The sequence below is a fragment of the Pantoea agglomerans NBRC 102470 genome (genome assembly GCF_001598475.1).
GTDB lineage: Bacteria > Pseudomonadota > Gammaproteobacteria > Enterobacterales > Enterobacteriaceae > Pantoea > Pantoea agglomerans.
Genome location: NZ_BCZA01000012.1, coordinates 60,570 through 83,591, shown reverse-complemented (window position 1 = coordinate 83,591; position 23,022 = coordinate 60,570). Strand labels below are relative to the sequence as shown.

The window sequence follows — 23,022 nt, the reverse complement described above, 5'->3', positions numbered from 1 at the left end:
TCCTTAAGGTTTAACTAATGGCTCGACGAAACGGGAGGTCACATAGCTGCTGTAGTCGTTATCCGCCTGCGGCACCCGGCCCTGTGCTTTCAGAAACTGCGCGGTATCGACGATCGCTTTATTGACCGGTTTGCCCAGTTGCTCAACCTGCTGCTGCGCCGTGAGGTAGGTATTGCCCTTCACCAGACCGGGCACCTGTGCTTCCGGCACACCGCTAAGGCGAGAGAGTTTGCTGAGGTTATCGGACTGCTTCAGCCAGCTGTCGGGGCTGTTCAGGTAGGCCTGCTGCGCGTCAAGCGCGCTGCGGGCAAAAGCAGTCACGATCTCCGGATGCTGCTGAGCAAAATCTTTGCGTACGACCCAGACATCCAGCGTCGGCGATCCCCAGCTTCCCACTTCCGCAGAGTCGGTTAACACTTTGCCCTCTTTTTCCAGCTCATTAACCGCCGGTGCCCAGACGTAAGCGCCATCAATGTCGCCACGCTGCCAGGCAGCAATAATCGCTGGCGGCTGCAGATTGACCAGCTGTACCTGGGACGGTTTGATGCCCCAGTGTTTCAGAGCAGCCAGCAGGCTGTAGTGGGTGGTAGAGATGAACGGCACCGCGATGCGTTTGCCAATTAAATCTTTGGGCGTAGTGATGTTCTTCTTCACCACCAGCGCTTCAGAGTTGCCCAGCTGAGAGGCGAGTAAAAAGGCTTCAATCGGCAGCTTCTGCGCCGCCGCGACCGCTAACGGGCTGGAACCGATATTGCCAATCTGGACGTCACCGGACGCCATCGCACGTAATACCCCGGCGCCGCTGTCAAACTTGCGCCAGTCAACGCTGGCCCCGCTTTCTTTCGCAAAGCTGTTGTCAGCCTGCGCCACTTTCGCCGGCTCAGCCGAGGTCTGGTAAGCCACGGTGACATTGACCGCATCAGCCCGAAACGCCAGCAGCGCCAGCGCTGCGGCTAAAAAAGTTAAACGTGTTGCTGCCATGATCACTACCCCACCGTTTTTATAGTGGAGGCAGTGTCTCTGCGCGCTATAGTTTCATAAAGGAATTAAAAATTATCCCTAATAGAAATAAGTTCTTAGATCACTATCTGCAAAACTAAGTCAAAAATCGCAAATGCTGAAAATAGCTAAAGTAAGCAAAAATGTCAGGCGCTCACATTGTCCCTGTGCTATTCATATGCGTTCCCAATTATTGCCTGTTAAGGTTTCTGAATCCGATGTCGATCGAGAAAGTCGCTCAGCTGGCTGGCGTCTCCAAAGCCACGGTATCGCGGGTTCTCAACGCGCATCCCGGCGTGAAGCCCGATACGCGTGAGAAAGTTCTGGCGGCAATCTCTGCCTGCGACTATCAGCCCAACTTACTGGCGCGTCAGCTGCGTACGTCGCAAAGCAACATGCTGCTGGTGCTGATCTCGGATATCACCAATCCCTTCTGTTCACGCGTGGTTCAGGGCATCGAGGCCGAAGCGGAACTGCACGGCTATCACATCCTGCTCTGTAACTCCGCCTCGCAGCTCCAGCGTGAAGCCGCTTATCTCTCCCTGCTGACCGGAAAAGTGGTGGATGGCGTAATTACGATGGATGCGGCCTCCGGTTTACAGGATTTGCAGGCGCTCATTGCCGGGGCGCCCTGGGTGCAGTGCTGCGAATTTGATCCGGATATCCCCGCCTCCTCGGTCAGCATTGATCACCTTGAAGCCGCGCGCGACACCGTCCACTACCTTGCCGGTAAAGGGCGTAAACGCATCGGGCTGATCAATGGCGACATGCGTTACCTTTACTCGCATCATCGTGAAAAGGGCTACCGGCAGGCGATTGAGGAGCTGGGGTATGCGTGGTCCGGCGTCTCCTACACTTACGAAATCTCCTGTGAGGCGGGCAGTCAGGGGCTAAGGGAGTTGATGGCGCTGCCGGAACCGCCGGATGCGGTGTTTGCGGTTTCAGATGTGCTGGCGGTAGGCGTGGTGCATGCGGCGCTGGAAGCGGGTCTGCGCGTGCCGGAAGATCTGGCGGTGGTCGGGTTTGATGGCGTGTCGTTTACCCGCAGCCTGAATCCGCCGCTGACGACCATCGAGCAGCCGATGAACCAGCTGGGCGCGCGTAGCGTGCAATTGCTGCTGCAAAAGATCCGCAACGCTAATGCGCCAGTCATCCGCGAGGTGCTGCCGTGGACGCGCGTTGAACGCGCATCCAGCTAACTTAGTGCCAGATTAACAGCACGCAGGCAGCGGTCAGCAGCCCCATAGCGAGATTAAAGATTTTCCAGGCGCGACGGCTGCGCAGAATGCGGCCGATCATCGCACCAAATCCCATCCAGATAACACCCGATACCAGATTAACCAGAAACATGCCGATGCTTATCGCCATCACTGAATGGCGATACGCGTCACCGGCCAGGCTGAAGCTGGCGACCGCGCCCAGCGCCATCAGCCAGGCCTTGGGATTGATCAACTGCAACAAGCCGCCCTGCCAGAAGGGCATCGGCGCATCCGGCGCCTGATCGGTTTCCAGCTTCTCATAACTGGCGGTAGCGATTTTCCACGCCAGCCAGAGCAGATAGAGGCTACCGGCGATTTTCAGCACCAGGTGCAGCGAAGGATAGAGCAGGATCAGCCCGCCGACGCCAAAGGCCACCATCAGCAGCATCACCTGCATTCCGATCATGATGCCAATCATCAGCGGAATGGTGCGCATAAAGCCAAAATTAGCACCCGAGGCGGTGAGTAACATATTATTAGGCCCGGGCGTAATGGCCGCGACCCAAAGAAATCCCAACATTGATAAGAAAAGACTCAGTTCCATGGCAATCGGGTACTCCTTACCCTGCAAGAAAAAACTTATCGAAGCTAACAGTGTGATATGGAACAGACAAGCTTTTACCACATGAAATTTACCGGACCGGAAAACGAGCACTTCACGCCTCCTGAGAGTCTGCGTAATGCGCACCTGCAGACCCTGCTGCCGCGCCTGCTACGTCGTCGTATCACGGGCGATCCCCACTGGCAACGTCTCGACCTGCCGGATGGCGACTTCGTCGATCTCGCCTGGAGTGAAGATCCGCAGTTCGCGCAGCATAAACCGCGCGTGGTGCTGTTTCATGGGCTGGAGGGCAGTTTTCATAGCCCCTATATTCATGGACTGATGGCGATCTGCCATGCGCGCGGCTGGCTGGCGGTGGTGATGCATTTTCGCGGCTGCAGCGGCGAACCGAATCGGCTCAACCGCATCTATCACTCCGGCGAAACCGAAGATGCCCGTTTTTTTCTGCACTGGCTACGCACCCGCTGGGGCCGTGTACCCACCGCGGCGGTGGGTTTCTCGCTGGGCGGTAACATGCTGGGCTGCCTGCTGGGCCAGCAGGGCGCAGCCGCTGAGGTAGACGCGGGTGTCATTGTCTCCGCTCCGCTGCTGCTGGAGCCCTGTAGCCTAAAACTGGAACGCGGCTTCTCACGCGTCTATCAATACTATTTGCTGGCGCAGCTCAAGAAAAATGCCCGCCGCAAACTGCACGCCTGGCCGGATACGCTGCCGGTCAATCTGGCGCAGCTGAAAGCGCTACGGCGACTGCGCGACTTTGATGATGCCATTACCGCCCGCGCCCACGGTTTTCTGGATGCGGCCGATTACTATCATCGTGCCAGCGCCATGCCCTGGCTGAAGCACGCAGAGAAACCGCTGCTGATCATTCACGCCAAAGATGATCCTTTTATGAGTGATGAGGTGATCCCGCACAGCAGCCAATTATCTGCCACTATTACTTATCAACTGACACCACACGGCGGCCATGTAGGTTTTGTTGGTGGGACATTACGCCAGCCTGAAATGTGGCTGGAACAGCGTATCCCCCAGTGGATCGCCCCTTTTCTGGATAACTGATCTCGTGATTATTCCCTGGCAACAGGTCTCACCTGAGACCCTTGAAAATCTGATTGAAACCTTTGTGCTGCGCGAAGGCACGGACTATGGCGAGCAGGAACGCAGCCTGATCGACAAGGTGGCCGATGTGCGACGTCAGCTGGAAACGGGTGAAGTGGTACTGGTGTGGTCGGAACTGCACGAATCGGTCAATATCATGCCGCGCAAAGAATTTCGTGGCTGATGCACCCAACGGCATTTCGTGTTAACAATGCCTATTGCCCGACCTCACAGGGAGCTTTTCTATGTCTGCACGTCATCCCATTATCGCGGTGACTGGTTCCAGCGGCGCAGGGACCACCACCACCAGCGTGGCGTTTCGCAAAATCTTTCAGCAGCTCGATCTTCATGCGGCGGAGCTGGAAGGTGACAGTTTTCACCGCTTTACCCGCCCTGAAATGGATATGGCGATTCGTAAGGCGCGCGATTTAGGACGTCATGTCAGCTACTTCGGCCCGGAAGCCAATGACTTTGGCCTGCTGGAGCAGAGCTTTAAAGAGTATGGTCAGAGCGGACAGGGCCAGTCGCGTAAATATCTGCATACCTATGATGAAGCAGTGCCGTGGAATCAGGTGCCCGGCACCTTTACGCCGTGGCAACCGCTGCCGCAGAACACCGATATTCTCTTCTACGAAGGGCTGCACGGCGGCGTGGTAACGGCGCAGCACAACGTAGCAGAACAGGTTGATCTGCTGGTTGGCGTGGTGCCGATTGTGAACCTGGAGTGGATACAGAAGCTGGTGCGCGACACTGGCGAGCGCGGCCATTCACGTGAAGCGGTCATGGATTCGGTAGTGCGCTCGATGGAAGATTACATCAACTTCATCACACCACAGTTCTCACGCACTCACCTCAACTTTCAGCGCGTCCCGACGGTCGATACCTCAAACCCGTTCGCTGCCCGCGCTATTCCGTCACTGGATGAGAGCTTTGTGGTGATCCACTTCCAGGCGCTGGAAGATATCGACCTCCCCTACCTGCTGGCGATGCTGCAGGGCTCGTTTATCTCGCACATCAATACGCTGGTGGTGCCTGGCGGCAAAATGGGTCTGGCGATGGAGTTGATCATGGGTCCGCTGGTGAAGCGGCTGATGGAAGGCAAACGAATAGAGTAAGAGGCCAGCAAAAACCGCTCTGAGAGCAGATGTCTTTCATAAAGATGGTAAAACTGGCTTTCCTGCGGCTAAAGACTTACCGCTGAGCAGGCTTCAGGGAGCATACACCTTTCGCAAAGACGCAAAACCGCCATCCCTGGCAGGCTCAGCGCGGGCCATCCCTGGCCCGCGATGCTTTGCTACAGGTATATGCTCCCTTCGCTTCACGTCCGGCAACCGCATCCGGTTTCAGGAAGGTCGCTACAGACAACGCCTGGGCAGAAAGAATCTGGCAGCAATAGATAAGTTCAACACGCAGGGAACCGGGTCAGAAGAGGAAAGCGTCCCGCCTCCCGGATAAAAACGCCGGGAGCGTTTTTGAACAACGCAACGCGTTGGCCCGGCTACGGGCGCACCTCAGGGATGAGGTGCGTAATCGCGCGGGCCGAGCGGCCAGGGATTGGCTTAAGCGACTTTCCGATCTGACCCGGTTCCCAGCGCAGGCACAGTATCAAAGCGGATTCCCGGCCCAGGCACAGTCCTAAAGCAACCTGCATCAGATACTGGAAGTGAAGTTAGCAGGTCTGCAATAACCCCTGCGGCTACTAAAGTTCGATCACTTCATAGCTATGGGTAATGTTGACGCCTTTACCCAGCATGATGGCCACAGAGCAATATTTTTCAGCAGAAAGATCCACGGCGCGTGATACCGCTTTATCCTGGAGGGCTTTACCACTCACGATAAAATGCAGGTTGATGTGCGTAAAGATTCGCGGCGCCTCTTCACGACGTTCTGAGGTCAGTTTTACTTCACAATCAGCCACATCGTTTCGGCCTTTTTGCAGAATTGATACCACGTCAATCGCGCTGCATCCGCCCGCCGCCATCAGCACCATCTCCATTGGGCTGGGCGCTTTATCACCCGAATTTCCATCCATCAGTATCTGATGGCCGGATGAGGATTCTCCGAGGAATGTCAGCCCTTCTACCCATTTCACTCTTGCCTGCATGATTTTTGCTCCGGAATACGCTGTTTTGTCGCCAGAGTACGCTTTCGCCTGGTAAACAGCAATCCAGAGAAATCCGCCCGTAGCTGAAGCGAGACAACAGAAGACAGTCGGCAAAAGCTGTGCTACAAACAGTGCTGAAAATATTTTTCGTCACCCGATGACGAAGCCGGGAAGGATGATGCGCACTGCGCCTGATGCGGCCCGAATAATTTCCTGAAATGGAAACGCTTGAAGCTTTCACCGCCTGACAGGGAAAACTGCCCCCTGTATTTTGGGCACGATTACAACAGAGGATAATAGCGAATGGTTCTCGGCAAACCGCAAACAGACCCTACACTCGAATGGTTCCTGTCCCATTGCCATATTCACAAGTATCCATCCAAAAGTACGCTGATTCACCAAGGTGAAAAAGCAGAAACGCTTTACTACATCGTGAAAGGTTCCGTTGCGGTTCTGATTAAAGATGAAGAAGGCAAAGAGATGATTCTTTCCTACCTGAATCAGGGCGATTTTATTGGTGAACTTGGCCTGTTCGAAGAAGGCCAGGAGCGCAGCGCCTGGGTACGTGCGAAAAGCGCGTGCGAAGTGGCGGAAATTTCTTACAAGAAATTCCGTCAGCTGATCCAGGTTAACCCTGACATCCTGATGCGACTCTCATCGCAGATGGCGCGTCGCCTGCAGGTGACGTCTGAAAAAGTGGGTAACCTCGCTTTCCTCGACGTAACCGGACGCATTGCACAGACCCTGCTCAACCTGGCGAAGCAGCCAGATGCCATGACGCATCCCGACGGCATGCAAATTAAAATCACTCGTCAGGAAATTGGCCAGATTGTTGGTTGTTCACGTGAAACCGTGGGCCGTATTTTGAAGATGCTGGAAGATCAGAACCTGATCTCCGCACACGGCAAAACCATCGTCGTTTACGGCACCCGCTAATTCCTGTCACCCACGGCGTGATGGCAACATCACGCCGTTATTGTTTGTGTTGGGCCGATGTGGCGTCGAATTATTTACCATCCTGAAGTTAACTACGCCTTGCGGCAAACGCTGGTGCTCTGTCTGCCGGTGGCGCTGGGCTGGCTGGCTGGCGACCTGCAAAAAGGTCTGCTGTTCTCATTAGTGCCCGCCTGCTGCAACATCGCCGGTCTGGATACCCCGCATAAACGCTTCTTCAAACGCCTGATTGTTGGCGGCAGCCTGTTTGCCCTCGGCAGCTTTCTGATGCAGTGGCTCACCCTGCATGCTATTCCGCTGCCGCTGATCCTGTTTGCTATGCCCTTATTGCTCGGCGTTACCGGGGAGATCAGCCCGCTGCATGGCCGTCTGCTGCCCGGCACCCTGATTGCCGCCATCTTTACCCTGAGCCTGATTGGCCGCATGCCAATCTATGTTCCCCCGCTGCTCTATATCGGCGGCACGCTATGGTACGGGCTCTTTAACTGGTTCTGGTTCTGGCTGTGGAAAGAGCAGCCAATGCGCGAAAGCCTGAGCCTGATCTACCGCGAGCTGGCTAACTACTGCGACGCAAAATATACCCTGCTGACGCAGCTGACCGATCCGGAAAAGGCGCTGCCGCCGCTGCTGGCTCGTCAGCAGAAAGTGGTCGATCTGATTAACACCTGTTATCAGCAGATGCATATGCTGTCGGCAAGCCGCGATCACAGCCATAAACGGCTGACGCGCGCCTTTCAGGTGGCGCTGGATCTGCAGGAACATATCTCGGTCAGCCTGCATCGGCCGGAAGAGGTGCAGAAGCTGGTCGAACAGAGCCACGCCGAAGCGGTGATCCGCTGGAATGCCAAAACCATCTCGGCCCGGTTGCGGGTGCTGGCGGATAACATTCTCTATCACCAGCTACCCGATCGCTTTGCGATGGATAAACAGCTCGGCGCGCTGGAGAAAATCGCCCATCAGCATCCCGACAATCCGGTGGGTAACTTCTGCCTTTACCACTTCAACCGCATCGCGCGGGTCCTGCGCACCCAGAAACCCCTTTATCAGCGCGATCTGATGGCTGACCGCCAGCGCCGTCTGCCGCTGTTACCGGCACTGCGCAGTTATCTCTCGTTTCGCTCATCGGCCCTGCGCACTGCCGGCCGCTTTGCGGTGATGCTGATGCTGGGCAGCGCGCTGGCGCTGTTCTTCAACATCCCCAAACCCTACTGGATCCTGATGACCATCATGTTCGTCAGCCAGAACGGCTACAGCGCTACCCGTGTCCGCATTCAGCACCGGGCGCTAGGCACTTTTGCCGGTCTGGTGATCGCGGCCGCCACGCTGCGCATGGCGGTGCCGGAGTCGCTGGTGCTGCTGATCATGCTGGCAATTACTTTTATCAGCTATCGCTTTACCCGCCAGTTTTATGGCTGGTCGATGATTGGCTTTACGGTCACGGCGGTTTACTCGCTGCAGTTGCTGTCGCTGAATGGCGCGCAGTTTCTGCTGCCGCGACTCATGGATACGCTGATGGGTTGTCTGATCGCCTTTGGCGGGATGCTCTGGCTGTGGCCGCAGTGGCAGAGCGGCTTACTGCGGCAGAACGCCCATGACGCACTGGAAACTTATCAGGATGCGCTGCGGCTGTTGCTGGGTGACGAACAGTCACCAGAGAAACTGGCTTATCAGCGGGTGAAGGTCAATCAGGCACACAATGCGCTGTTTAACTCACTGAATCAGGCGATGCAGGAACCCGCGTTCAACTCCCGCTATCTGAGTGATATGCGGCTTTGGGTCACGCACAGTCAGTTTATCGTCGAGCATATCAACGCCATGACGATTCTGGCGCGTGAGCACACCATGCTCACTGCCTCGCTGGCTGAGCGTTACCTGCAATCCTGTGAAATCGCGCTGCAGCGGTGTCAGCAGCGGCTGGAATATGATGGTGAAAGCTCACAGGTTAACCTGCTGGATGAGCTGGAGAACATCAGTGAGGGACCGATCACGGTGGTGGAGCAGCATGTGCGGCGCATTCTCGATCATCTGAGCGTGATGTACACCATTTCATCGCTGGCGTGGAACCAGCGGCCGCAACATGGCCGCTGGCTGATCAGACGCTTACGTAAAAACTAAGCTAGCCGTTGAGCACGTTGCCGACGGCCGTGGCGAAGCGGCTCATGCCCTCTTCGATGTCGGCAGGCTCAATGATCAGTGACGGGGCAAAACGCATCACGTCAGTGCCGGCAACCAGCACCATCACGCCTTCTGCGGCCGCGGCATTCAGGATGTCGCGTGCTTTACCGGCATGCTGCGGTTTAAGCGCCGCGCCAATCAGCAGACCCTTGCCACGAATATCGCTGAAGAGATCATACTTCGCATCGATGGCCTGCAGCGCCGTGACAAAGTGCTGACGACGTGTCTCAACGCCTGCCAGCACCTCCGGCGTATTGATAATATCTAGCGCGGTTTCGGCGATGGCGCAGGCGAGTGGATTGCCGCCATAGGTGGTGCCATGCACGCCCGGCGCCATGGTCGAGGCGATCTCGTTAGTGGTCAGCATGGCGCTGACCGGGAAACCGCCGCCCAGCGCTTTGGCTGAGGTCAGAATATCGGGCTGGATGCCATAATGCTCATAGGCGAATAGCTTGCCGCTGCGCCCCATGCCGCTCTGCACTTCATCCAGCACCAGCAGCGCCTGGTGCTGATCGCAAAGCTCACGCAGTCCCTGCATAAATTCCTGCGTTGCGGGCACGACGCCGCCCTCACCCTGAATCGGTTCAACCACAATGGCGCAGGTATGATCGTCAATGACCGCTTTCACTGCGTTCAGATCATTGAACGGCACATGGACGATATCCGCCGGTTTAGGCCCGAACCCATCAGAATATTTTGGCTGTCCGCCGACCGTGACGGTAAACAGCGTCCGGCCATGAAAGGCGTTATGAAAGGCGATAATCTTACTTTTGAATGGGCTGTGACGTTTGCAGGCGTAGTAGCGCGCCAGCTTAAAGGCGGCCTCGTTGGCTTCGGCCCCGGAGTTAGCGAAGAAGACCCGCTCGGCAAAGGTCGCCTGAATTAACTTACTGGCAAGACGCAGCGCCGGTTCGTTGGTGAAGACGTTGCTGGTGTGCCACAGCGTCTCGCCCTGACTTTTCAGCGTCTCGACCAGCGCAGGATGGCAGTGTCCAAGTGCGGTGACGGCGATACCACCTGAGAAATCGATATACTCTTTGCCCTGCTGATCCCATACACGACTGCCCTTGCCTTTTACCGGCACGAACTGCGCAGGTGCATAAACAGGCAAAATAACGTTATCGAACGTCTCCCGCGTGACCGCAATTTTTTCCGCTGCCATTGATGACCCCATTTAGATGATTGATGTGCAACTTTGAAATAATAATCACAAAATATGCATAAAAAATCACTCAAAGGCAACTTATTGCTCAAGGAAATTGCGCAGCAGCTGATGTCCCTGCTCGCTGAGAATGCTTTCGGGATGGAACTGCACGCCTTCCAGCGCCAGGGTTTTATGGCGGAATCCCATAATTTCGTCAGGCTCGCCGTCACGCACCGTCCAGGCAGTCACCTCGAAGGCATCTGGCAGGGAGTCGCGCTGTACAATCAGCGAATGGTAGCGGGTCACGGTCAGTGGATTATTCAGAGTGCGGAACACGCCCTGTCCGGTGTGCTGAATCGCAGAGGTTTTGCCGTGCATCACCTGACGCGCACGCACGACCTGCGCGCCATACGCCTGCGCAATTGCCTGATGGCCCAGACAGACGCCCAGTACCGGCAGCTGACCGGCGAAATGCCGGATCGCCGCCAGCGAAATGCCTGACTCCGACGGCGTGCAGGGGCCAGGGGAGATCACCAGATGAGTCAGCGGTAACGCCGCTATCTGCTCCAGCGTGATGGCATCATTGCGCACCACCTGAACCTGCGCGCCCAGCTCGCAGAAATATTGATAAAGATTCCAGGTAAAGGAGTCGTAATTGTCGATAAGCAGCAGCATGGCCAGTCCAGAATAATTACCCGCGCCGCTATTCTACGCGGTTAAGCCGCCTCGCTCACCACTTTCGCAAATACCTGCTCCAGCAGAGTCAGGTCTCCGGCCACACCGGCCTGATTCGCCGCTTTCCAGCTTTCAGCGTCAGTCTCTTCCCAGGAGAGCAGATAACCGGCATGCAGCGCCAGCTGTTCAAAGAAAATCCGCTGCGCCCGACCGTTGCCGTGGCGGAAAGGATGCAACATATTGATTTCGCAGTAGTAGTGGGCAACACGCTCAATAAACGCGTCACGTGGCAGGTCAACGAGTCCCTTCTCCTCCTCCAGCGCGGCCATCAGGGCGTTACCTTCCTTTTCGATATATTCGAAATGACAGAACGGCGTCTCATCGCGCCAGATATCGATAGTGCGCAGTTCACCAGCCCAGCTGTAGACGTCCTGAAACAGCGTACGGTGGATCTGGCGCAGGTAAGGCAGTCCAGGATTACGTGGGCCAAGCTCCAGCGTGGCGGCACGCGCCGCACTAAAACTCAGCTCCGCCTTACGCAGCTGCGCGGCATCGTGAATATCGGGCAGGTTTTTCAGCACATTGTCATGCTGCCACAGGTAGGGATCCTGGCTGACGGCGGTATTAGAGTCCATATTGCCTCCTCAGTGACGCCAGACGTGCGGCCGCATCATCGCTGTTTACGCTGGTTTCATTTGGCGAGAAGCCTTCCAGCCGACAGCTGGCCTGATAGCTGGCGCTACGCCGCTGTCGCCACAGGGTGACCTTCTGTTTTTCGGTGAGTTTGTTCGCCATGCCGCCTCCTGCTCAGGTTTTTGCCCTAAGTATAAGAGCAAATTCTGGCTTTGCCGGATGCGGCAGGCGGTCGCCATCCGCAGATGGCGACGAACGGACTTAAGGCAGGACTTTGGCGGAGAGGATAACTACCGGTTTGGATGGAACATTCTGGTAAGGACCCACATCTTTGGTCGGTACCTGAGAAATTTTTTCAACCACATCCTGACCTTTCACAATCTTACCAAATACGGCATAGCCAAAATCGCGCTGTCCGTGATCGAGGAATGCATTATCCGCGACGTTGAGGAAGAACTGGCTGGTCGCACTGTCTTTATCGGCGGTACGCGCCATGGAAATCGTGCCACGCAGGTTACGCAGGCCGTTATCCGCTTCATTCTTGATCGGCGCGTTGGTCTGCTTCTGCTGCATGTCCGTAGTGAAGCCCCCACCCTGCACCATAAAGCCCGGGATCACGCGGTGAAAAATGGTGTTGTTGTAAAAACCGTTGTTGACGTAATCAACGAAGTTTTTCACAGAAACCGGCGCTTTCTGGTTATTCAGTTCGAGTTCGATATTGCCGGCGGAGGTGGTGAGCAGAACGTGGGTGTCACCTTTTGCAGCCAGCGCCTGGGCGGAAACGGAAGAGAGCGCTAACAGGGTGATGGCCGCTGTTAAAGTACGTTTAAACATGAAAGATTCCTTACCTGGGAGAGCGGGCACAAAAACGTGATTGATTGTAAAGAGACTCTATTCCAGGAGCCAGCGTTTTACCTATATTTACGCTGTGGCAGCAAATGAGGGGAGCAAACGTTAAACCCCGGCAATTACGTGATTAAAATCACACAACACATGAAATATGGATCTCTGGTTTCACTGGTTGTTTATTAAGATCACGGTTCCGTTTACACTTTCTGACACTTTTTGGCACCCGGTTCTCAACAGGTTCAGAACATGACAAACCGTAATCGTATTGGCCTCACCTGGATAAGCTTCTTCTCCTACGCGCTTACCGGCGCGCTGGTGATTGTTACCGGCATGGTAATGGGCGATATCGCAAAAGATTTCCAGATCCCCATCTCCAGCATGAGTAATACCTTCACCTTCCTCAACAGCGGCATCCTGGCGGCGGTTTTCCTGAACGCCTGGCTGATGGTGATTGTGCCACTGAAGCGTCAGCTGATTTTCGGCTTCGTCCTGATGGTACTGGCGATAATCGGGTTGATGACCAGCCGCGATCTGACCGTCTTCTCGCTCTGTATGTTTGTGCTGGGCGTGGTCAGCGGCATTACTATGTCGATCGGCACCTTCCTGATCACCCATATGTATGAAGGCCGCCAGCGCGGTTCGCGCCTGCTGTTTACCGACTCCTTCTTCAGCATGGCGGGCACGCTGTTTCCGGTGCTGGCGGGGATTCTGCTGGCGCGTCAGCTGCCGTGGTACTGGGTCTACGTCTGCATCGGCTTTATCTACGTCGCGATCTTCATCATGACGCTGTTTGTCGAGTTCCCGGTGCTGCGTAAGCCTGAAAACAGCCCGACAGTTGAGAAAGAAAAATGGGGTGTGGGCGTGCTGCTGCTGGCAGTGGCGGCGCTCTGCTACATTCTGGGCCAGCTTGGCTTTATCTCCTGGGTGCCGGAATATGCCACCAAAGTCATGGGCATGAATATTAATGATGCCGGACAACTGGTGGGCAGCTTCTGGACCGCTTATATGGTGGGGATGTGGGCCTTCAGCTTCCTGCTGCGCTTCTTCGATCTGCAACGCATCCTGATGGTGCTGGCGGGACTGGCTACCGTGCTGATGTACTGGTTCGTCAGCAGCCAGGATGCCAGTATGCTGAAGTGGATCATTATGGTGTTGGGCTTCAGCTCGAGCGCAATTTACACCACCATCATCACGCTCGGCTCGCTGCAGACCAAAGTGGCGTCACCGAAACTGGTGAACTTCATTCTGACCTGCGGCACCGTTGGCACTATGCTGACCTTCGTGGTGACCGCGCCGATTGTTGAGAAGAGCGGCGTGCACACGGCGCTGGCCACCGCCAACGGCCTCTACGCGGTGGTGTTTGTGATGTGTGTCCTGCTGGGGCTGGTCACTAAACATCGCTCGCACGGTCACGTTACGCATTAATCATTCAGGGCGGCGATAGATCGCCGCCCTGCTTTAACGCCGGAAGTCTATCCGCTCCCGCTCCCGCCAGTAAATCTCGCTTTCTGCGGGCTTTGTCTCTGCCACCACAATGCCGCGACGCAGTGAGTAGCGCACCGGAACCTGTCTTCTTACTGCATCAAAACCACTCTCTGCCGGCAGAATAATCAGGCTGGCATCGTTGCCGGTCTGAATGCCATAGCCTGACAGCTGCAGCGTCTTCGCGCTGTTATGCGTAATCAGATCCAGACCCGCATCAATCTGCTCATAGCCCATCAACTGACAGACGTGTAAGCCCATATGCAGCACCTGCAGCATGCTGGCGGTACCCAGCGGATACCAGGGATCGAACACATCGTCGTGGCCGAAACAGACGTTAATCTCCGCCTCCAGCATCTCTTTCACCCGCGTAATGCCGCGCCGCTTAGGGTAGGTATCAAAGCGGCCCTGCAGGTGAATATTGACCAGCGGATTCGCGACAAAATTAATGCCCGACAGCTTAAGCAGTCGAAACAGTCGTGAGGTATATGCGCCATTGTAAGAGTGCATCGCGGTGGTATGACTGGCCGTCACGCGCGCGCCGTTGCCATCGCGATGCGCCAGCGCCGCCACGGTCTCCACAAAGCGCGACTGTTCATCATCGATCTCATCGCAGTGAACATCGATCAACCGATCGTAGCGGTTAGCCAGCGCAAAGGTTTTATGCAGCGACTCAACGCCATATTCACGGGTGAATTCGTAATGCGGGATCGCGCCGACCACATCCGCGCCCAGCCGCAATGCCTCCTCCAGCAGCGCTTCACCGTTGGGATAAGAGAGAATACCCTCCTGGGGAAAAGCAACAATCTGGATAGTGATCCACGGCGCCATCTCCGCCTTCAACTCCAGCATCGCTTTAAGCGCCGTCAGTGACGGGTCAGAAACGTCAACATGAGTACGGACAAACTGAATGCCGTTGGCAATCTGCCACTTCAGCGTCTGCATCGCCCGCCGCTTAACATCTTCATGACTGAGCATGGCTTTGCGTTCAGCCCAGCGCTCAATGCCTTCAAACAGCGTACCGGACTGGTTCCAGGCGGGTTCGCCAGCGGTCTGAGTCGTATCCAGATGAATATGCGGCTCAATAAAAGGCGCGCAGGCTAAGCCACCCTCGCCGTCCAGCGATTCATCCGCCGGTGAAGCGTGCTGCGGCTGGGCTGAGAGCCGGGCAATTTTGCCATCGGCGATGGCGATCTGCCATAACCCATCCCGCCAGGGTAAACGCACGTTATTGATCCACTTAGGTGACATCATTGCCGACTCCTTTTCCGGTTTTGTGTTTTAAAACTAACACGATTCAGGTGACCCGCCGCAAGCCCGAATAATCAGCGGGTTAGCCGCACCAGAAAAAATTATTTTAAATCAACCATATACCTCTTAATGGGTATATGGCGTCGTGGTTGATGTATATCAATAAGTGCCAGAAACGGCGCGCTATTGTAGCCGCAGATATCGCAAATTTGAGGCAAAAATGAGCAAGCACAATGTCGTCGTTATCGGTAACGGCATGGTCGGCCACCGCTTCATAGAAGAATTACTAGAGAAAGCGGAACCTGACCAGTTTTCGCTGACCGTCTTTTGTGAAGAACCCCGCGTCGCCTATGATCGTGTCCACCTGTCCGCCTACTTTTCCCATCACACCGCTGAAGAATTGTCGCTGGTTCGTGAAGGCTATTACGACAAACATCAGGTCAATCTGCTGCTGGGTGAACGCGCCATCACCATTAATCGTGATGAGAAACTCATCCACTCCAGTACCGGTCGCGCAGTGCATTACGATACGCTGATTTTTGCCACCGGCTCTTATCCGTGGATCCCGCCAATTAACGGTGCTGAAGGCAGCGACTGCTTTGTCTATCGCACCATCGAAGATCTCAACGCCATCGAAGCCTGTTCGCGCCGCAGCAAACGCGGCGCGGTGATTGGCGGCGGCCTGCTGGGGCTGGAAGCGGCGGGCGCACTGAAAAATCTGGGCATTGAAACCCACGTCATTGAATTTGCGCCGGTGCTGATGGCGGAGCAGTTAGATCAGCAAGGCGGTGAGCAGCTTCGTCGCAAGATTGAGCAGATGGGTGTACGGGTCCACACCGGTAAAAACACCCAACAGATTGTGCATCACGAGCAAGGCGGCAAAACGCTGCAGTTTGCTGATGGCAGCGCGCTGGAGGTCGATTTCATCGTCTTCTCCACCGGCATTCGCCCGCAGGACAAACTGGCGAAGCAGTGTGGATTAGCACTGGGGCCGCGCGGCGGCATCGCCATTGATGACCAGTGCCGGACCAGCGATCCCACTATCTACGCTATCGGTGAGTGCGCTGCCTGGCAGAATCGTGTCTATGGCCTGGTAGCGCCGGGTTACAAAATGGCCCAGGTCGCCAGCGACCATCTGCTGGGCCGCGACAATGCGTTTACCGGCGCGGACATGAGCGCCAAACTGAAGCTGCTGGGTGTTGATGTTGGCGGCATTGGCGATGCGCGCGGCACCACGCCAGGCGCTCGCAGCGTGGTCTGGCTGGATGAGAGCAAATCGATCTACAAGCGCCTGATTATCAGCGAAGATCAGAAAACCCTGCTGGGTGCCGTCCTGGTGGGCGACACCAGCGACTATGGCAACCTGCTGCAGCTGGTGCTGAATGCTATTCCGCTGCCTGCTAATCCGGAAGCACTGATTCTGCCAGCCGGCAGCGGGGATAAACCGGCCATCGGCGTCGATTCTCTGCCTGATACCGCACAAATCTGCTCCTGTTTTGACGTCAGTAAAGGCGACATCATTAAGGCGGTTCAGGGTGGCTGTCATACCGTGGCAGCACTGAAAAGCAGCACCCGTGCCGGCACCGGTTGCGGCGGCTGTATTCCACTGATCACCCAGGTTCTCAACAGTGAACTCAGCCGTCAGGGCATTGAGGTCAATAACCATCTTTGCGCCCACTTCGCCTGGTCACGCCAGGAGCTTTATCACCTGATTCAGGTAGAGGAGATTAAAACCTTTGACGAACTGCTGGCCCGCTATGGTCAGGGTTACGGCTGTGAAGTGTGCAAGCCGGTGGTTGGCTCACTGCTCGCCTCCTGCTGGAATGAGTATGTGCTCAAGCCCCAGCACGCGCCGTTGCAGGACAGCAACGACCTCTACCTTGGTAACATCCAGAAAGATGGCACCTACTCGGTGATCCCGCGCTCGCCCGGCGGTGAAATCACGCCCCAGGGACTGAAAGTGATTGGCGAGATCGCCGAGCGCTATCAGCTCTACACCAAAATTACCGGCTCTCAGCGCATCGGTCTGTTTGGCGCGCAGAAAGACGATCTGCCCGCTATCTGGTCACAGCTGATCGACGCCGGATTCGAAACCGGCCAGGCCTACGCCAAGGCGCTGCGGATGGCGAAAACCTGCGTTGGCAGCGCCTGGTGCCGTTATGGCGTGGGTGACAGCCTCGGCTTCGGCGTGATGCTGGAGAACCGCTACAAAGGCATCCGTACGCCGCACAAGATGAAGTTTGGCGTCTCTGGCTGCACCCGTGAATGTGCAGAAGCACAGGGCAAAGATGTCGGCATTATCGCGACGGAAAAAGGGTGGAACCTTTACGTCTGCGGCAACGGCGGCATGAAGCCGCGCCATGGCGATCTGCTGGCGGCCGATCTCGATCAGCAGACGCTGATCACCTATCTCGACCGTTTCATGATGTTCTATATCCGCACCGCCGACAAACTGCAGCGCACCTCGCTGTGGCTGGAGAGTCTGGAAGGCGGCATCGACTATCTGCGTAAGGTGATTGTGGATGACAAACTTGGCCTCAACGGCCAGATGGAGCAGCAGCTGGCCGCACTGCGCGCCAGCGTCAGCTGTGAATGGAAAGCGACGCTGGAAGATAAGGATCACCTGACGCGCTTTGCCCACTTTATCAACTCGCCGCAACGCGATCCTGGCGTGCAGCGGGTCGCGGAGCGCGACCAGCACCGCCCGGCACGCGCCGATGAACGCATTGCCGTGACCCTGATTGAGGAGACCGAATCATGAGCCAGTGGAATCCGGTGTGCCCGCTGACGCAGATCCTGCCCGCTACGGGCGTCTGCGCGCTGGTCAAAGGCCAGCAGGTTGCTATCTTCCGTCCCCGCAACGATGAGCAGCTCTATGCCATCAGCAATATCGATCCCTTTGCCGATGCCAGCGTGCTGTCACGCGGCATTATTGCTGAACATCAGGATGCGCTCTGGGTTGCCAGCCCGCTGAAAAAGCAGCGTTTCCGTCTTAGCGATGGCTACTGCATGGAGGATGAAACGCGCTCCGTGGCGGCCTGGCCGGTGCGGGTCAATGCCGGACAGGTTGAAGTCTGCCTGTAACTCCCGTCAACAGCCCGCCTCCGCGGGCTTTTTTAAGGACGTCTGATGGACTACTTCCCCTTGTTCTGCCGCCTGCAGGGCCGACGCTGCCTGCTGGTCGGCGCAGGTGACGTGGCTGAGCGGAAAGCCCGCCTGCTGCTGGAGGCCGGCGCCGAGCTGCTGGTCGGTGCCCTTGATTTCTCCCCCGCCTTCCGGCAATGGGCGCAGCAGGAAACCATCACGCTGCTGCCAGGGGCGTTTGATCCGCACTGGCTCACCGGCTGCTGGCTGGTGGTCGCCGCGACCAGCGATGATGCGGTTAATCAGCAGGTGGCTGAAGCCGCCGAAAAACAGCAGATCTTCTGCAATCTGGTGGATGCGCCGCAGCAGGCCAGCGCCATTATGCCGTCGATTATCGATCGTTCCCCGCTGATGGTCGCCGTCTCTTCCGGTGGACGCGCGCCGGTACTGGCGCGCCTGTTGCGGGAGAAGCTGGAGGCGATGCTGCCGCAACACCTTGGCCAGCTGGCTCAGCTGGCAGGCACTCTGCGCGCGCGGGTGAAACAGCAATTCAGCTCTGTCAGTGCCCGCCGCCACTTCTGGGAACGCTTCTTTAACAGCGAGCGGCTGGCCCAGACGCTGGCCAACGGCGACAGTGAACGCGCGGAGCAGATTACCGACCAGCTCTTTAACGCTGACCTTCGCCAACAGGGTGAAGTGGCGCTGGTCGGTGCCGGTCCGGGTGATGCCGGATTACTGACCCTTAAAGGCTTACAGCTGATCCAGCAGGCAGACGTCATCGTCTATGACCGGCTGGTCTCCGATGAGATCCTGAATCTGGTGCGCCGCGATGCCGAGCGCATTTTTGTCGGGAAACGCGCCGGACATCACTGCGTACCGCAGGATGAGATCAACCAGCTGCTCTGCGAACAGGCGCAGCGTGGAAAACGGGTCGTGCGGCTGAAAGGCGGCGATCCCTTTATCTTTGGTCGCGGCGGTGAAGAGCTGGAAGCGCTGGCGCAGCGGCAGATTCCGTTCAGCGTGGTGCCGGGGATCACCGCCGCATCGGGCTGTGCGGCTTACAGCGGTATTCCCCTGACCCACCGCGATCATGCGCAGAGCGTCAGACTGGTTACCGGACATCTGCAGAAAGAGGGCTCGCTCGCCTGGCAGACGCTGGCGGCGGAACAGCAGACGCTGGTCTTTTATATGGGGCTCACGCAGGCCGGAGAGATTCAGCAGCAGCTGATAAAGCACGGTATGCGCAGCGATATGCCGGTGGCGCTGGTGGAAAACGGCACCACTACGCGTCAACGCGTGGTCACCGGGACACTGAGCGAGCTGGAAGCGTTAGCCGGTCAGGTGACCAGTCCCAGCCTGATGATCATCGGCAGCGTGGTAAGTCTGCGTGACAGCCTGCGCTGGTTCTGAGTCCGGCAAATAAAAACGGCGGGCACAATGCCCGCCGTCCTGGTTGTCTGCTCAGCCATTACGGCATCGCGACAAAGCCTACCGCCTGATACACCTTCTTCAGCGTTTCCTGCGCCTGTGCGCGTGCTTTGGCCGCGCCATCACGCATCACCTGCTCCAGCAGTGCTTCATCGTTGCGGAAGCTGTGATAACGCTCCTGCAGCTCAGAGAGCATACCCGACACAGCATCGGCTACTGCGCCCTTCAGGTGACCATACATCTTGCCTTCGAACTCCTGCTCCAGCTCGGCGATAGTTTTACCGGTCACGCCCGACAGAATATCCAGCAGGTTAGAGACGCCTGCTTTCTCTTTGATATCGTAGCGCACCACTGGCGGCTCTTCAGAATCGGTGACGGCGCGTTTAATCTTCTTCACGACCGCTTTCGGATCTTCCAGCAGGCCGATCACGTTATTGCGGTTATCGTCAGACTTGGACATCTTCTTCGTCGGTTCCAGCAGCGACATCACGCGCGCGCCAGACTTCGGAATCAACGGCTCTGGTACTTTGAAGATATCGCCGTAGATCGTATTGAAGCGGTGCGCGATATCGCGGCTCAGCTCCAGATGCTGCTTCTGATCTTCACCCACCGGCACCTGATGGGTCTGATAGAGCAGAATGTCAGCCGCCATCAGCACCGGATAGTCGAACAGACCGGCGTTAATGTTCTCTTCGTAACGCGCTGATTTATCCTTAAACTGCGTCATGCGGCTCAGTTCACCGAAGTAGGCATAGCAATTCAGGATCCAGCTCAGCTGCGTGTGCTCTGGCACATGCGACTGAACGAAGATGGTGCTTTTTTGCGGGTCTATACCACAGGCCAGATAGAGCGCCAGCGTGTCCAGCGTCGCTTTACGCAGTGCAACAGGATCCTGACGCACGGTGATAGCGTGCAGATCAACGATGCAATAAATGCAGTGGAAATCATCCTGCATCTGCACCCACTGACGCAGCGCTCCCATATAGTTGCCAATGGTCAGTTCGCCGGACGGCTGTGCGCCGCTGAAAACGATGGGTTTCATACTTATGTCCTGATATTTACAGCCCCAGAGCGGGCAAAAGTTCGTCGAAAGAGTCGAGGGTTAAATCGGGCTGGCTGGTGGCAATCGGCTCGCCATAGTTATAGCCAAAGGTCATGCCGATATTGGGTACGCCCGCCGCCTGTGCCGCCTGGATATCATTGCGTGAGTCGCCGACAAACAGCAACTCATTCGGCAACACACCAAAGGTGCCCAGCACCATAAAAATTGCCGCAGGATGCGGTTTTTTAACCGGCACATCGTCGCCACCGATAATCAGCGAAAACGCATCAGCAATGCCAAGCGACTCCAGCAGCGGTGCCACAAACGGCGTCGGCTTGTTGGTGACTATCGCCATCGGCAGCCCGGCGGCCTTTAAGGCGGCCAGCGTCTGCTTTACCTGTGGAAACAGCGTACTGCCCGCATCCACGGTATCGGCATAATGTCGGTCAAACAGCGCCCGCGCATCACGCTGCTCTTCCGGCTGCGGCTCACGGCCCAGCGCGAAGGTCAGCGCGCGGGCCATCATGATATCCGCGCCGTTGCCAATCCAGGTTGAGACACGCTCAAGGCCCGCCTGCGGCAGACGGAGGTCGTTCAGCGTGCGGTCAATCGCATCGGCCAGGCCGGGTGCGCTATCCACCAGTGTCCCATCGAGATCAAACGCCAGCGCACGAATATCAGTGAAATGAGCCATTGGCCTTCTCCAGTTCGTTGCGCATATCATCGATCACTTTTTTATAGTCAGGGTGACCGAAGATCGCGGAACCGGCGACAAACATGTCGGCACCGGCGGCAGCGATCTGGCCAATATTGTCGATCTTCACGCCGCCATCCACTTCAAGGCGAATGCTGTAACCGCTCTGATCGATACGCCTGCGCGCTTCACGCAGTTTATCCAGTGTACCAGGAATAAATGACTGACCGCCAAAGCCAGGGTTCACTGACATCAGCAGAATGATATCCAGCTTATCCATGACGTAATCGAGGTAGCTCAGCGGGGTCGCCGGGTTAAACACCAGACCCGCTTTGCAGCCATGCTCTTTGATGATTTGCAGGGTGCGGTCAACGTGTTCGCTGGCTTCGGGATGAAAGGTGATGTAGGTGGCACCCGCTTTGGCGAAATCAGGGATTAGCGCATCTACCGGCTTCACCATCAGATGCACATCGATGGGGGCAGTGATGCCATAGTCGCGCAGTGCTTTCAGCACCATCGGACCCATGGTCAGATTAGGCACGTAGTGGTTGTCCATCACGTCGAAGTGAACCACGTCACCTCCGGCCGCCAGCGCTTTGGCTGTGTCTTCGCCCAGGCGAGCAAAGTCCGCCGAAAGGATTGAAGGGGCCAGCAAATATTGTTTCATCCGATTCTCCCACTGTTGTGCGCCAGCACGCAGGCTGGCGTAATGCGTTGGTCGCGGACGAAACAGACTAGCTATAAAGTGCCAGCAGTTCGTCGACCTTGGTGCGACCCGTTATGCTTCGGCTGATAGAACGCCGGGCTTTGACCACATGTAACTCTGCATCCTGATACCATAAACGCGTCAGTGCAGTGTCGTGGTTAGAAATCAGTACCGGTATCCGGTTCTCCGACGAAGCCAGCTTTGCCGCTAACGCCGCCAGGTTCTCCTGCTCACGCAGGCTGAAGCTGTTGGTGTGATAAGCCGTGAAATTGGCCGTTGCCGACAGCGGCGCATAAGGCGGATCGCAATAGACTACCGAGCCTTTACCGGCATTGGTCAGGGTAACATCGTACGATTCACAGACAAACGTCGCTTTTTGCGCACGCTCGGCAAACCATAACAGTTCTGCTTCCGGAAAGTAGGGTTTGCGATAGCGGCCAAACGGCACGTTGAACTCGCCACGCAGGTTATAGCGACAGAGGCCGTTGTAACAGTGACGGTTCAGATAGAGGAACAACAGCGCGCGCAGGTAGGCGTCGGTGCTGGTGTTAAATTCGGTGCGACGCTGGTAATAACAGATCTCGTTGTTACTTTCCGGCGTAAACAGCAGCTGCGCGTCACGGATGAAATCCTCCGTGCGCGTTTTAACAATGTTATAGAGATTAATCAGGTCACTGTTGATATCAGCCAGATGGTAGCGATCAAATTCAGTGTTCAGAAACACCGAACCCGCGCCAACAAAGGGTTCTACCAGACAGTCGCCTTGCGGCAGATGGCGATGGATCTCTTCTACTAAGGGAAATTTTCCCCCTGCCCATTTCAGGAAAGCGCGATTTTTTTTCATGCTGTCGTGGTTATTACATCTTATTGTGAGGCTGTGGCTGGA

Annotated in this window: 23 protein-coding genes; 10 read left to right on the top strand and 13 right to left on the bottom strand. The window is 56.4% G+C overall.

Annotated elements, in window-relative coordinates; translation table 11 throughout:
• Positions 1 to 3: 3 nt before the first annotated feature.
• Complete coding sequence (tauA, locus tag PAG01S_RS19555) at positions 4 to 981, bottom strand: taurine ABC transporter substrate-binding protein (RefSeq protein ID WP_010253052.1); 978 nt, start codon at positions 979 to 981, stop codon at positions 4 to 6.
• A 236-nt stretch (positions 982 to 1,217) separates the two neighbouring features.
• On the opposite strand from tauA, the gene PAG01S_RS19550 reads away from it, so the two are divergent.
• On the top strand, positions 1,218 to 2,198 hold the full coding sequence (locus PAG01S_RS19550) for a LacI family DNA-binding transcriptional regulator (protein ID WP_031593718.1): 981 nt from the start codon (positions 1,218 to 1,220) through the stop codon (positions 2,196 to 2,198).
• A gap of 1 nt (position 2,199) precedes the next feature.
• Here the strand turns inward: PAG01S_RS19550 and PAG01S_RS19545 are convergent, their stop codons facing one another.
• A complete protein-coding gene (locus tag PAG01S_RS19545; RefSeq protein ID WP_010671578.1) occupies positions 2,200 to 2,802 on the bottom strand; it encodes a LysE family translocator in 603 nt (200 codons plus the stop codon).
• Positions 2,803 to 2,859: 57 nt separating this feature from the next.
• Here PAG01S_RS19545 and PAG01S_RS19540 point away from each other — a divergent pair, with 57 nt between their 5' ends.
• The 3 genes from PAG01S_RS19540 to PAG01S_RS19530 all read left to right on the top strand — a co-directional run bounded on the left by PAG01S_RS19540 (position 2,860) and on the right by PAG01S_RS19530 (position 5,030).
• Positions 2,860 to 3,876 carry a hydrolase gene (locus PAG01S_RS19540; protein WP_062759610.1) on the top strand — a complete coding sequence of 339 codons (1,017 nt, stop codon included), beginning with the start codon at positions 2,860 to 2,862 and terminating at the stop codon, positions 3,874 to 3,876.
• A 4-nt stretch (positions 3,877 to 3,880) separates the two neighbouring features.
• The gene (locus PAG01S_RS19535; protein ID WP_010253066.1) at positions 3,881 to 4,099 is read left to right on the top strand and encodes a YheU family protein; all 219 of its coding nucleotides are present in this window, start codon (positions 3,881 to 3,883) and stop codon (positions 4,097 to 4,099) included.
• 61 nt (positions 4,100 to 4,160) lie between these two features.
• The gene (locus tag PAG01S_RS19530; RefSeq protein ID WP_010253068.1) at positions 4,161 to 5,030 is read left to right on the top strand and encodes a phosphoribulokinase; all 870 of its coding nucleotides are present in this window, start codon (positions 4,161 to 4,163) and stop codon (positions 5,028 to 5,030) included.
• Between the two features lie 584 nt (positions 5,031 to 5,614).
• Here the strand turns inward: PAG01S_RS19530 and PAG01S_RS19525 are convergent.
• Positions 5,615 to 6,019, bottom strand: coding sequence for an OsmC family protein (locus PAG01S_RS19525; protein ID WP_010253071.1), 405 nt, complete (start codon positions 6,017 to 6,019; stop codon positions 5,615 to 5,617).
• A 303-nt stretch (positions 6,020 to 6,322) separates the two neighbouring features.
• Here PAG01S_RS19525 and crp point away from each other — a divergent pair, with 303 nt between their 5' ends.
• Both crp and PAG01S_RS19515 read left to right on the top strand, forming a co-directional pair.
• Positions 6,323 to 6,955 (top strand): cAMP-activated global transcriptional regulator CRP, encoded by a 633-nt coding sequence (gene crp / locus PAG01S_RS19520; RefSeq protein ID WP_003852956.1) that lies wholly within the window; start codon positions 6,323 to 6,325, stop codon positions 6,953 to 6,955.
• A gap of 57 nt (positions 6,956 to 7,012) precedes the next feature.
• Positions 7,013 to 9,088 carry a YccS/YhfK family putative transporter gene (locus PAG01S_RS19515; protein WP_010253083.1) on the top strand — a complete coding sequence of 692 codons (2,076 nt, stop codon included), beginning with the start codon at positions 7,013 to 7,015 and terminating at the stop codon, positions 9,086 to 9,088.
• 1 nt (position 9,089) lies between these two features.
• Here the strand turns inward: PAG01S_RS19515 and argD are convergent, their stop codons facing one another.
• The 5 genes from argD to ppiA form a co-directional block, all read right to left on the bottom strand.
• Entirely contained in the window at positions 9,090 to 10,310 is a 1,221-nt protein-coding gene (gene argD, locus PAG01S_RS19510) for a bifunctional acetylornithine/succinyldiaminopimelate transaminase (RefSeq protein WP_022624054.1), read from the bottom strand.
• An 81-nt stretch (positions 10,311 to 10,391) separates the two neighbouring features.
• Positions 10,392 to 10,967 carry an aminodeoxychorismate/anthranilate synthase component II gene (locus PAG01S_RS19505; protein ID WP_062759609.1) on the bottom strand — a complete coding sequence of 192 codons (576 nt, stop codon included), beginning with the start codon at positions 10,965 to 10,967 and terminating at the stop codon, positions 10,392 to 10,394.
• Between the two features lie 41 nt (positions 10,968 to 11,008).
• Positions 11,009 to 11,602 (bottom strand): putative adenosine monophosphate-protein transferase Fic, encoded by a 594-nt coding sequence (locus tag PAG01S_RS19500; RefSeq protein WP_010253092.1) that lies wholly within the window; start codon positions 11,600 to 11,602, stop codon positions 11,009 to 11,011.
• Positions 11,592 to 11,762: a YhfG family protein gene (locus tag PAG01S_RS21985; RefSeq protein WP_010253095.1), complete on the bottom strand. Its 171-nt coding sequence runs from the start codon at positions 11,760 to 11,762 to the stop codon at positions 11,592 to 11,594. Before PAG01S_RS21985 ends, PAG01S_RS19500 begins: the two co-directional genes overlap by 11 nt.
• Positions 11,763 to 11,861: 99 nt before the next feature.
• Entirely contained in the window at positions 11,862 to 12,434 is a 573-nt protein-coding gene (gene ppiA / locus PAG01S_RS19495; protein ID WP_003852970.1) for a peptidylprolyl isomerase A, read from the bottom strand.
• Between the two features lie 261 nt (positions 12,435 to 12,695).
• Between ppiA and tsgA the strand changes: the two genes are divergently transcribed.
• Positions 12,696 to 13,874, top strand: a complete 1,179-nt coding sequence (gene tsgA / locus PAG01S_RS19490) for an MFS transporter TsgA (RefSeq protein ID WP_031593897.1) — start codon at positions 12,696 to 12,698, stop codon at positions 13,872 to 13,874.
• 33 nt (positions 13,875 to 13,907) lie between these two features.
• Here the strand turns inward: tsgA and PAG01S_RS19485 are convergent, their stop codons facing one another.
• Positions 13,908 to 15,185, bottom strand: coding sequence for a cytosine deaminase (locus PAG01S_RS19485; RefSeq protein ID WP_031593898.1), 1,278 nt, complete (start codon positions 15,183 to 15,185; stop codon positions 13,908 to 13,910).
• Positions 15,186 to 15,402: 217 nt separating this feature from the next.
• Between PAG01S_RS19485 and nirB the strand changes: the two genes are divergently transcribed.
• Genes nirB through cysG form a run of 3 tightly spaced genes read left to right on the top strand, consistent with a single transcriptional unit; the run spans position 15,403 to position 19,676 of the window.
• Entirely contained in the window at positions 15,403 to 17,943 is a 2,541-nt protein-coding gene (nirB, locus tag PAG01S_RS19480) for a nitrite reductase large subunit NirB (RefSeq protein ID WP_062759608.1), read from the top strand.
• On the top strand, positions 17,940 to 18,266 hold the full coding sequence (nirD, locus tag PAG01S_RS19475; RefSeq protein WP_010253107.1) for a nitrite reductase small subunit NirD: 327 nt from the start codon (positions 17,940 to 17,942) through the stop codon (positions 18,264 to 18,266). The genes nirB and nirD overlap by 4 nt, the downstream gene beginning before the upstream one ends.
• 45 nt (positions 18,267 to 18,311) lie before the next feature.
• A complete protein-coding gene (gene cysG / locus PAG01S_RS19470; protein WP_062759607.1) occupies positions 18,312 to 19,676 on the top strand; it encodes a siroheme synthase CysG in 1,365 nt (454 codons plus the stop codon).
• Positions 19,677 to 19,734: 58 nt separating this feature from the next.
• On the opposite strand, the gene trpS is transcribed toward cysG, so the two are convergent.
• The 4 genes from trpS to dam all read right to left on the bottom strand — a co-directional run bounded on the left by trpS (position 19,735) and on the right by dam (position 22,980).
• Entirely contained in the window at positions 19,735 to 20,736 is a 1,002-nt protein-coding gene (gene trpS / locus PAG01S_RS19465; protein WP_062759606.1) for a tryptophan--tRNA ligase, read from the bottom strand.
• 16 nt (positions 20,737 to 20,752) lie between these two features.
• Positions 20,753 to 21,430, bottom strand: coding sequence for a phosphoglycolate phosphatase (locus tag PAG01S_RS19460; protein ID WP_010253114.1), 678 nt, complete (start codon positions 21,428 to 21,430; stop codon positions 20,753 to 20,755).
• Entirely contained in the window at positions 21,414 to 22,097 is a 684-nt protein-coding gene (gene rpe / locus PAG01S_RS19455) for a ribulose-phosphate 3-epimerase (RefSeq protein ID WP_010253116.1), read from the bottom strand. Before rpe ends, PAG01S_RS19460 begins: the two co-directional genes overlap by 17 nt.
• 67 nt (positions 22,098 to 22,164) lie before the next feature.
• Positions 22,165 to 22,980: an adenine-specific DNA-methyltransferase gene (dam, locus tag PAG01S_RS19450; RefSeq protein WP_062759605.1), complete on the bottom strand. Its 816-nt coding sequence runs from the start codon at positions 22,978 to 22,980 to the stop codon at positions 22,165 to 22,167.
• Positions 22,981 to 23,022: the final 42 nt, after the last annotated feature.

Bases quoted from the DNA above. Each gene is read 5' to 3' on its own strand.
- nirB (WP_062759608.1), top strand. From the start codon at position 15,403: ATGAGCAAGCACAATGTCGTCGTTATCGGTAACGGCATGGTCGGCCAC.
- crp (WP_003852956.1), top strand. From the start codon at position 6,323: ATGGTTCTCGGCAAACCGCAAACAGACCCTACACTCGAATGGTTCCTG.
- PAG01S_RS19545 (WP_010671578.1), bottom strand. From the start codon at position 2,802: ATGGAACTGAGTCTTTTCTTATCAATGTTGGGATTTCTTTGGGTCGCG.
- rpe (WP_010253116.1), bottom strand. From the start codon at position 22,097: ATGAAACAATATTTGCTGGCCCCTTCAATCCTTTCGGCGGACTTTGCT.
- PAG01S_RS19525 (WP_010253071.1), bottom strand. From the start codon at position 6,019: ATGCAGGCAAGAGTGAAATGGGTAGAAGGGCTGACATTCCTCGGAGAA.
- ppiA (WP_003852970.1), bottom strand. From the start codon at position 12,434: ATGTTTAAACGTACTTTAACAGCGGCCATCACCCTGTTAGCGCTCTCT.
- argD (WP_022624054.1), bottom strand. From the start codon at position 10,310: ATGGCAGCGGAAAAAATTGCGGTCACGCGGGAGACGTTCGATAACGTT.
- PAG01S_RS19530 (WP_010253068.1), top strand. From the start codon at position 4,161: ATGTCTGCACGTCATCCCATTATCGCGGTGACTGGTTCCAGCGGCGCA.
- nirD (WP_010253107.1), top strand. From the start codon at position 17,940: ATGAGCCAGTGGAATCCGGTGTGCCCGCTGACGCAGATCCTGCCCGCT.
- PAG01S_RS19515 (WP_010253083.1), top strand. From the start codon at position 7,013: ATGTGGCGTCGAATTATTTACCATCCTGAAGTTAACTACGCCTTGCGG.
- tauA (WP_010253052.1), bottom strand. From the start codon at position 981: ATGGCAGCAACACGTTTAACTTTTTTAGCCGCAGCGCTGGCGCTGCTG.
- dam (WP_062759605.1), bottom strand. From the start codon at position 22,980: ATGAAAAAAAATCGCGCTTTCCTGAAATGGGCAGGGGGAAAATTTCCC.
- PAG01S_RS19460 (WP_010253114.1), bottom strand. From the start codon at position 21,430: ATGGCTCATTTCACTGATATTCGTGCGCTGGCGTTTGATCTCGATGGG.
- PAG01S_RS19500 (WP_010253092.1), bottom strand. From the start codon at position 11,602: ATGGACTCTAATACCGCCGTCAGCCAGGATCCCTACCTGTGGCAGCAT.
- PAG01S_RS19540 (WP_062759610.1), top strand. From the start codon at position 2,860: ATGGAACAGACAAGCTTTTACCACATGAAATTTACCGGACCGGAAAAC.
- PAG01S_RS19550 (WP_031593718.1), top strand. From the start codon at position 1,218: ATGTCGATCGAGAAAGTCGCTCAGCTGGCTGGCGTCTCCAAAGCCACG.
- PAG01S_RS19505 (WP_062759609.1), bottom strand. From the start codon at position 10,967: ATGCTGCTGCTTATCGACAATTACGACTCCTTTACCTGGAATCTTTAT.
- PAG01S_RS19485 (WP_031593898.1), bottom strand. From the start codon at position 15,185: ATGATGTCACCTAAGTGGATCAATAACGTGCGTTTACCCTGGCGGGAT.
- tsgA (WP_031593897.1), top strand. From the start codon at position 12,696: ATGACAAACCGTAATCGTATTGGCCTCACCTGGATAAGCTTCTTCTCC.
- trpS (WP_062759606.1), bottom strand. From the start codon at position 20,736: ATGAAACCCATCGTTTTCAGCGGCGCACAGCCGTCCGGCGAACTGACC.
- cysG (WP_062759607.1), top strand. From the start codon at position 18,312: ATGGACTACTTCCCCTTGTTCTGCCGCCTGCAGGGCCGACGCTGCCTG.
- PAG01S_RS21985 (WP_010253095.1), bottom strand. From the start codon at position 11,762: ATGGCGAACAAACTCACCGAAAAACAGAAGGTCACCCTGTGGCGACAG.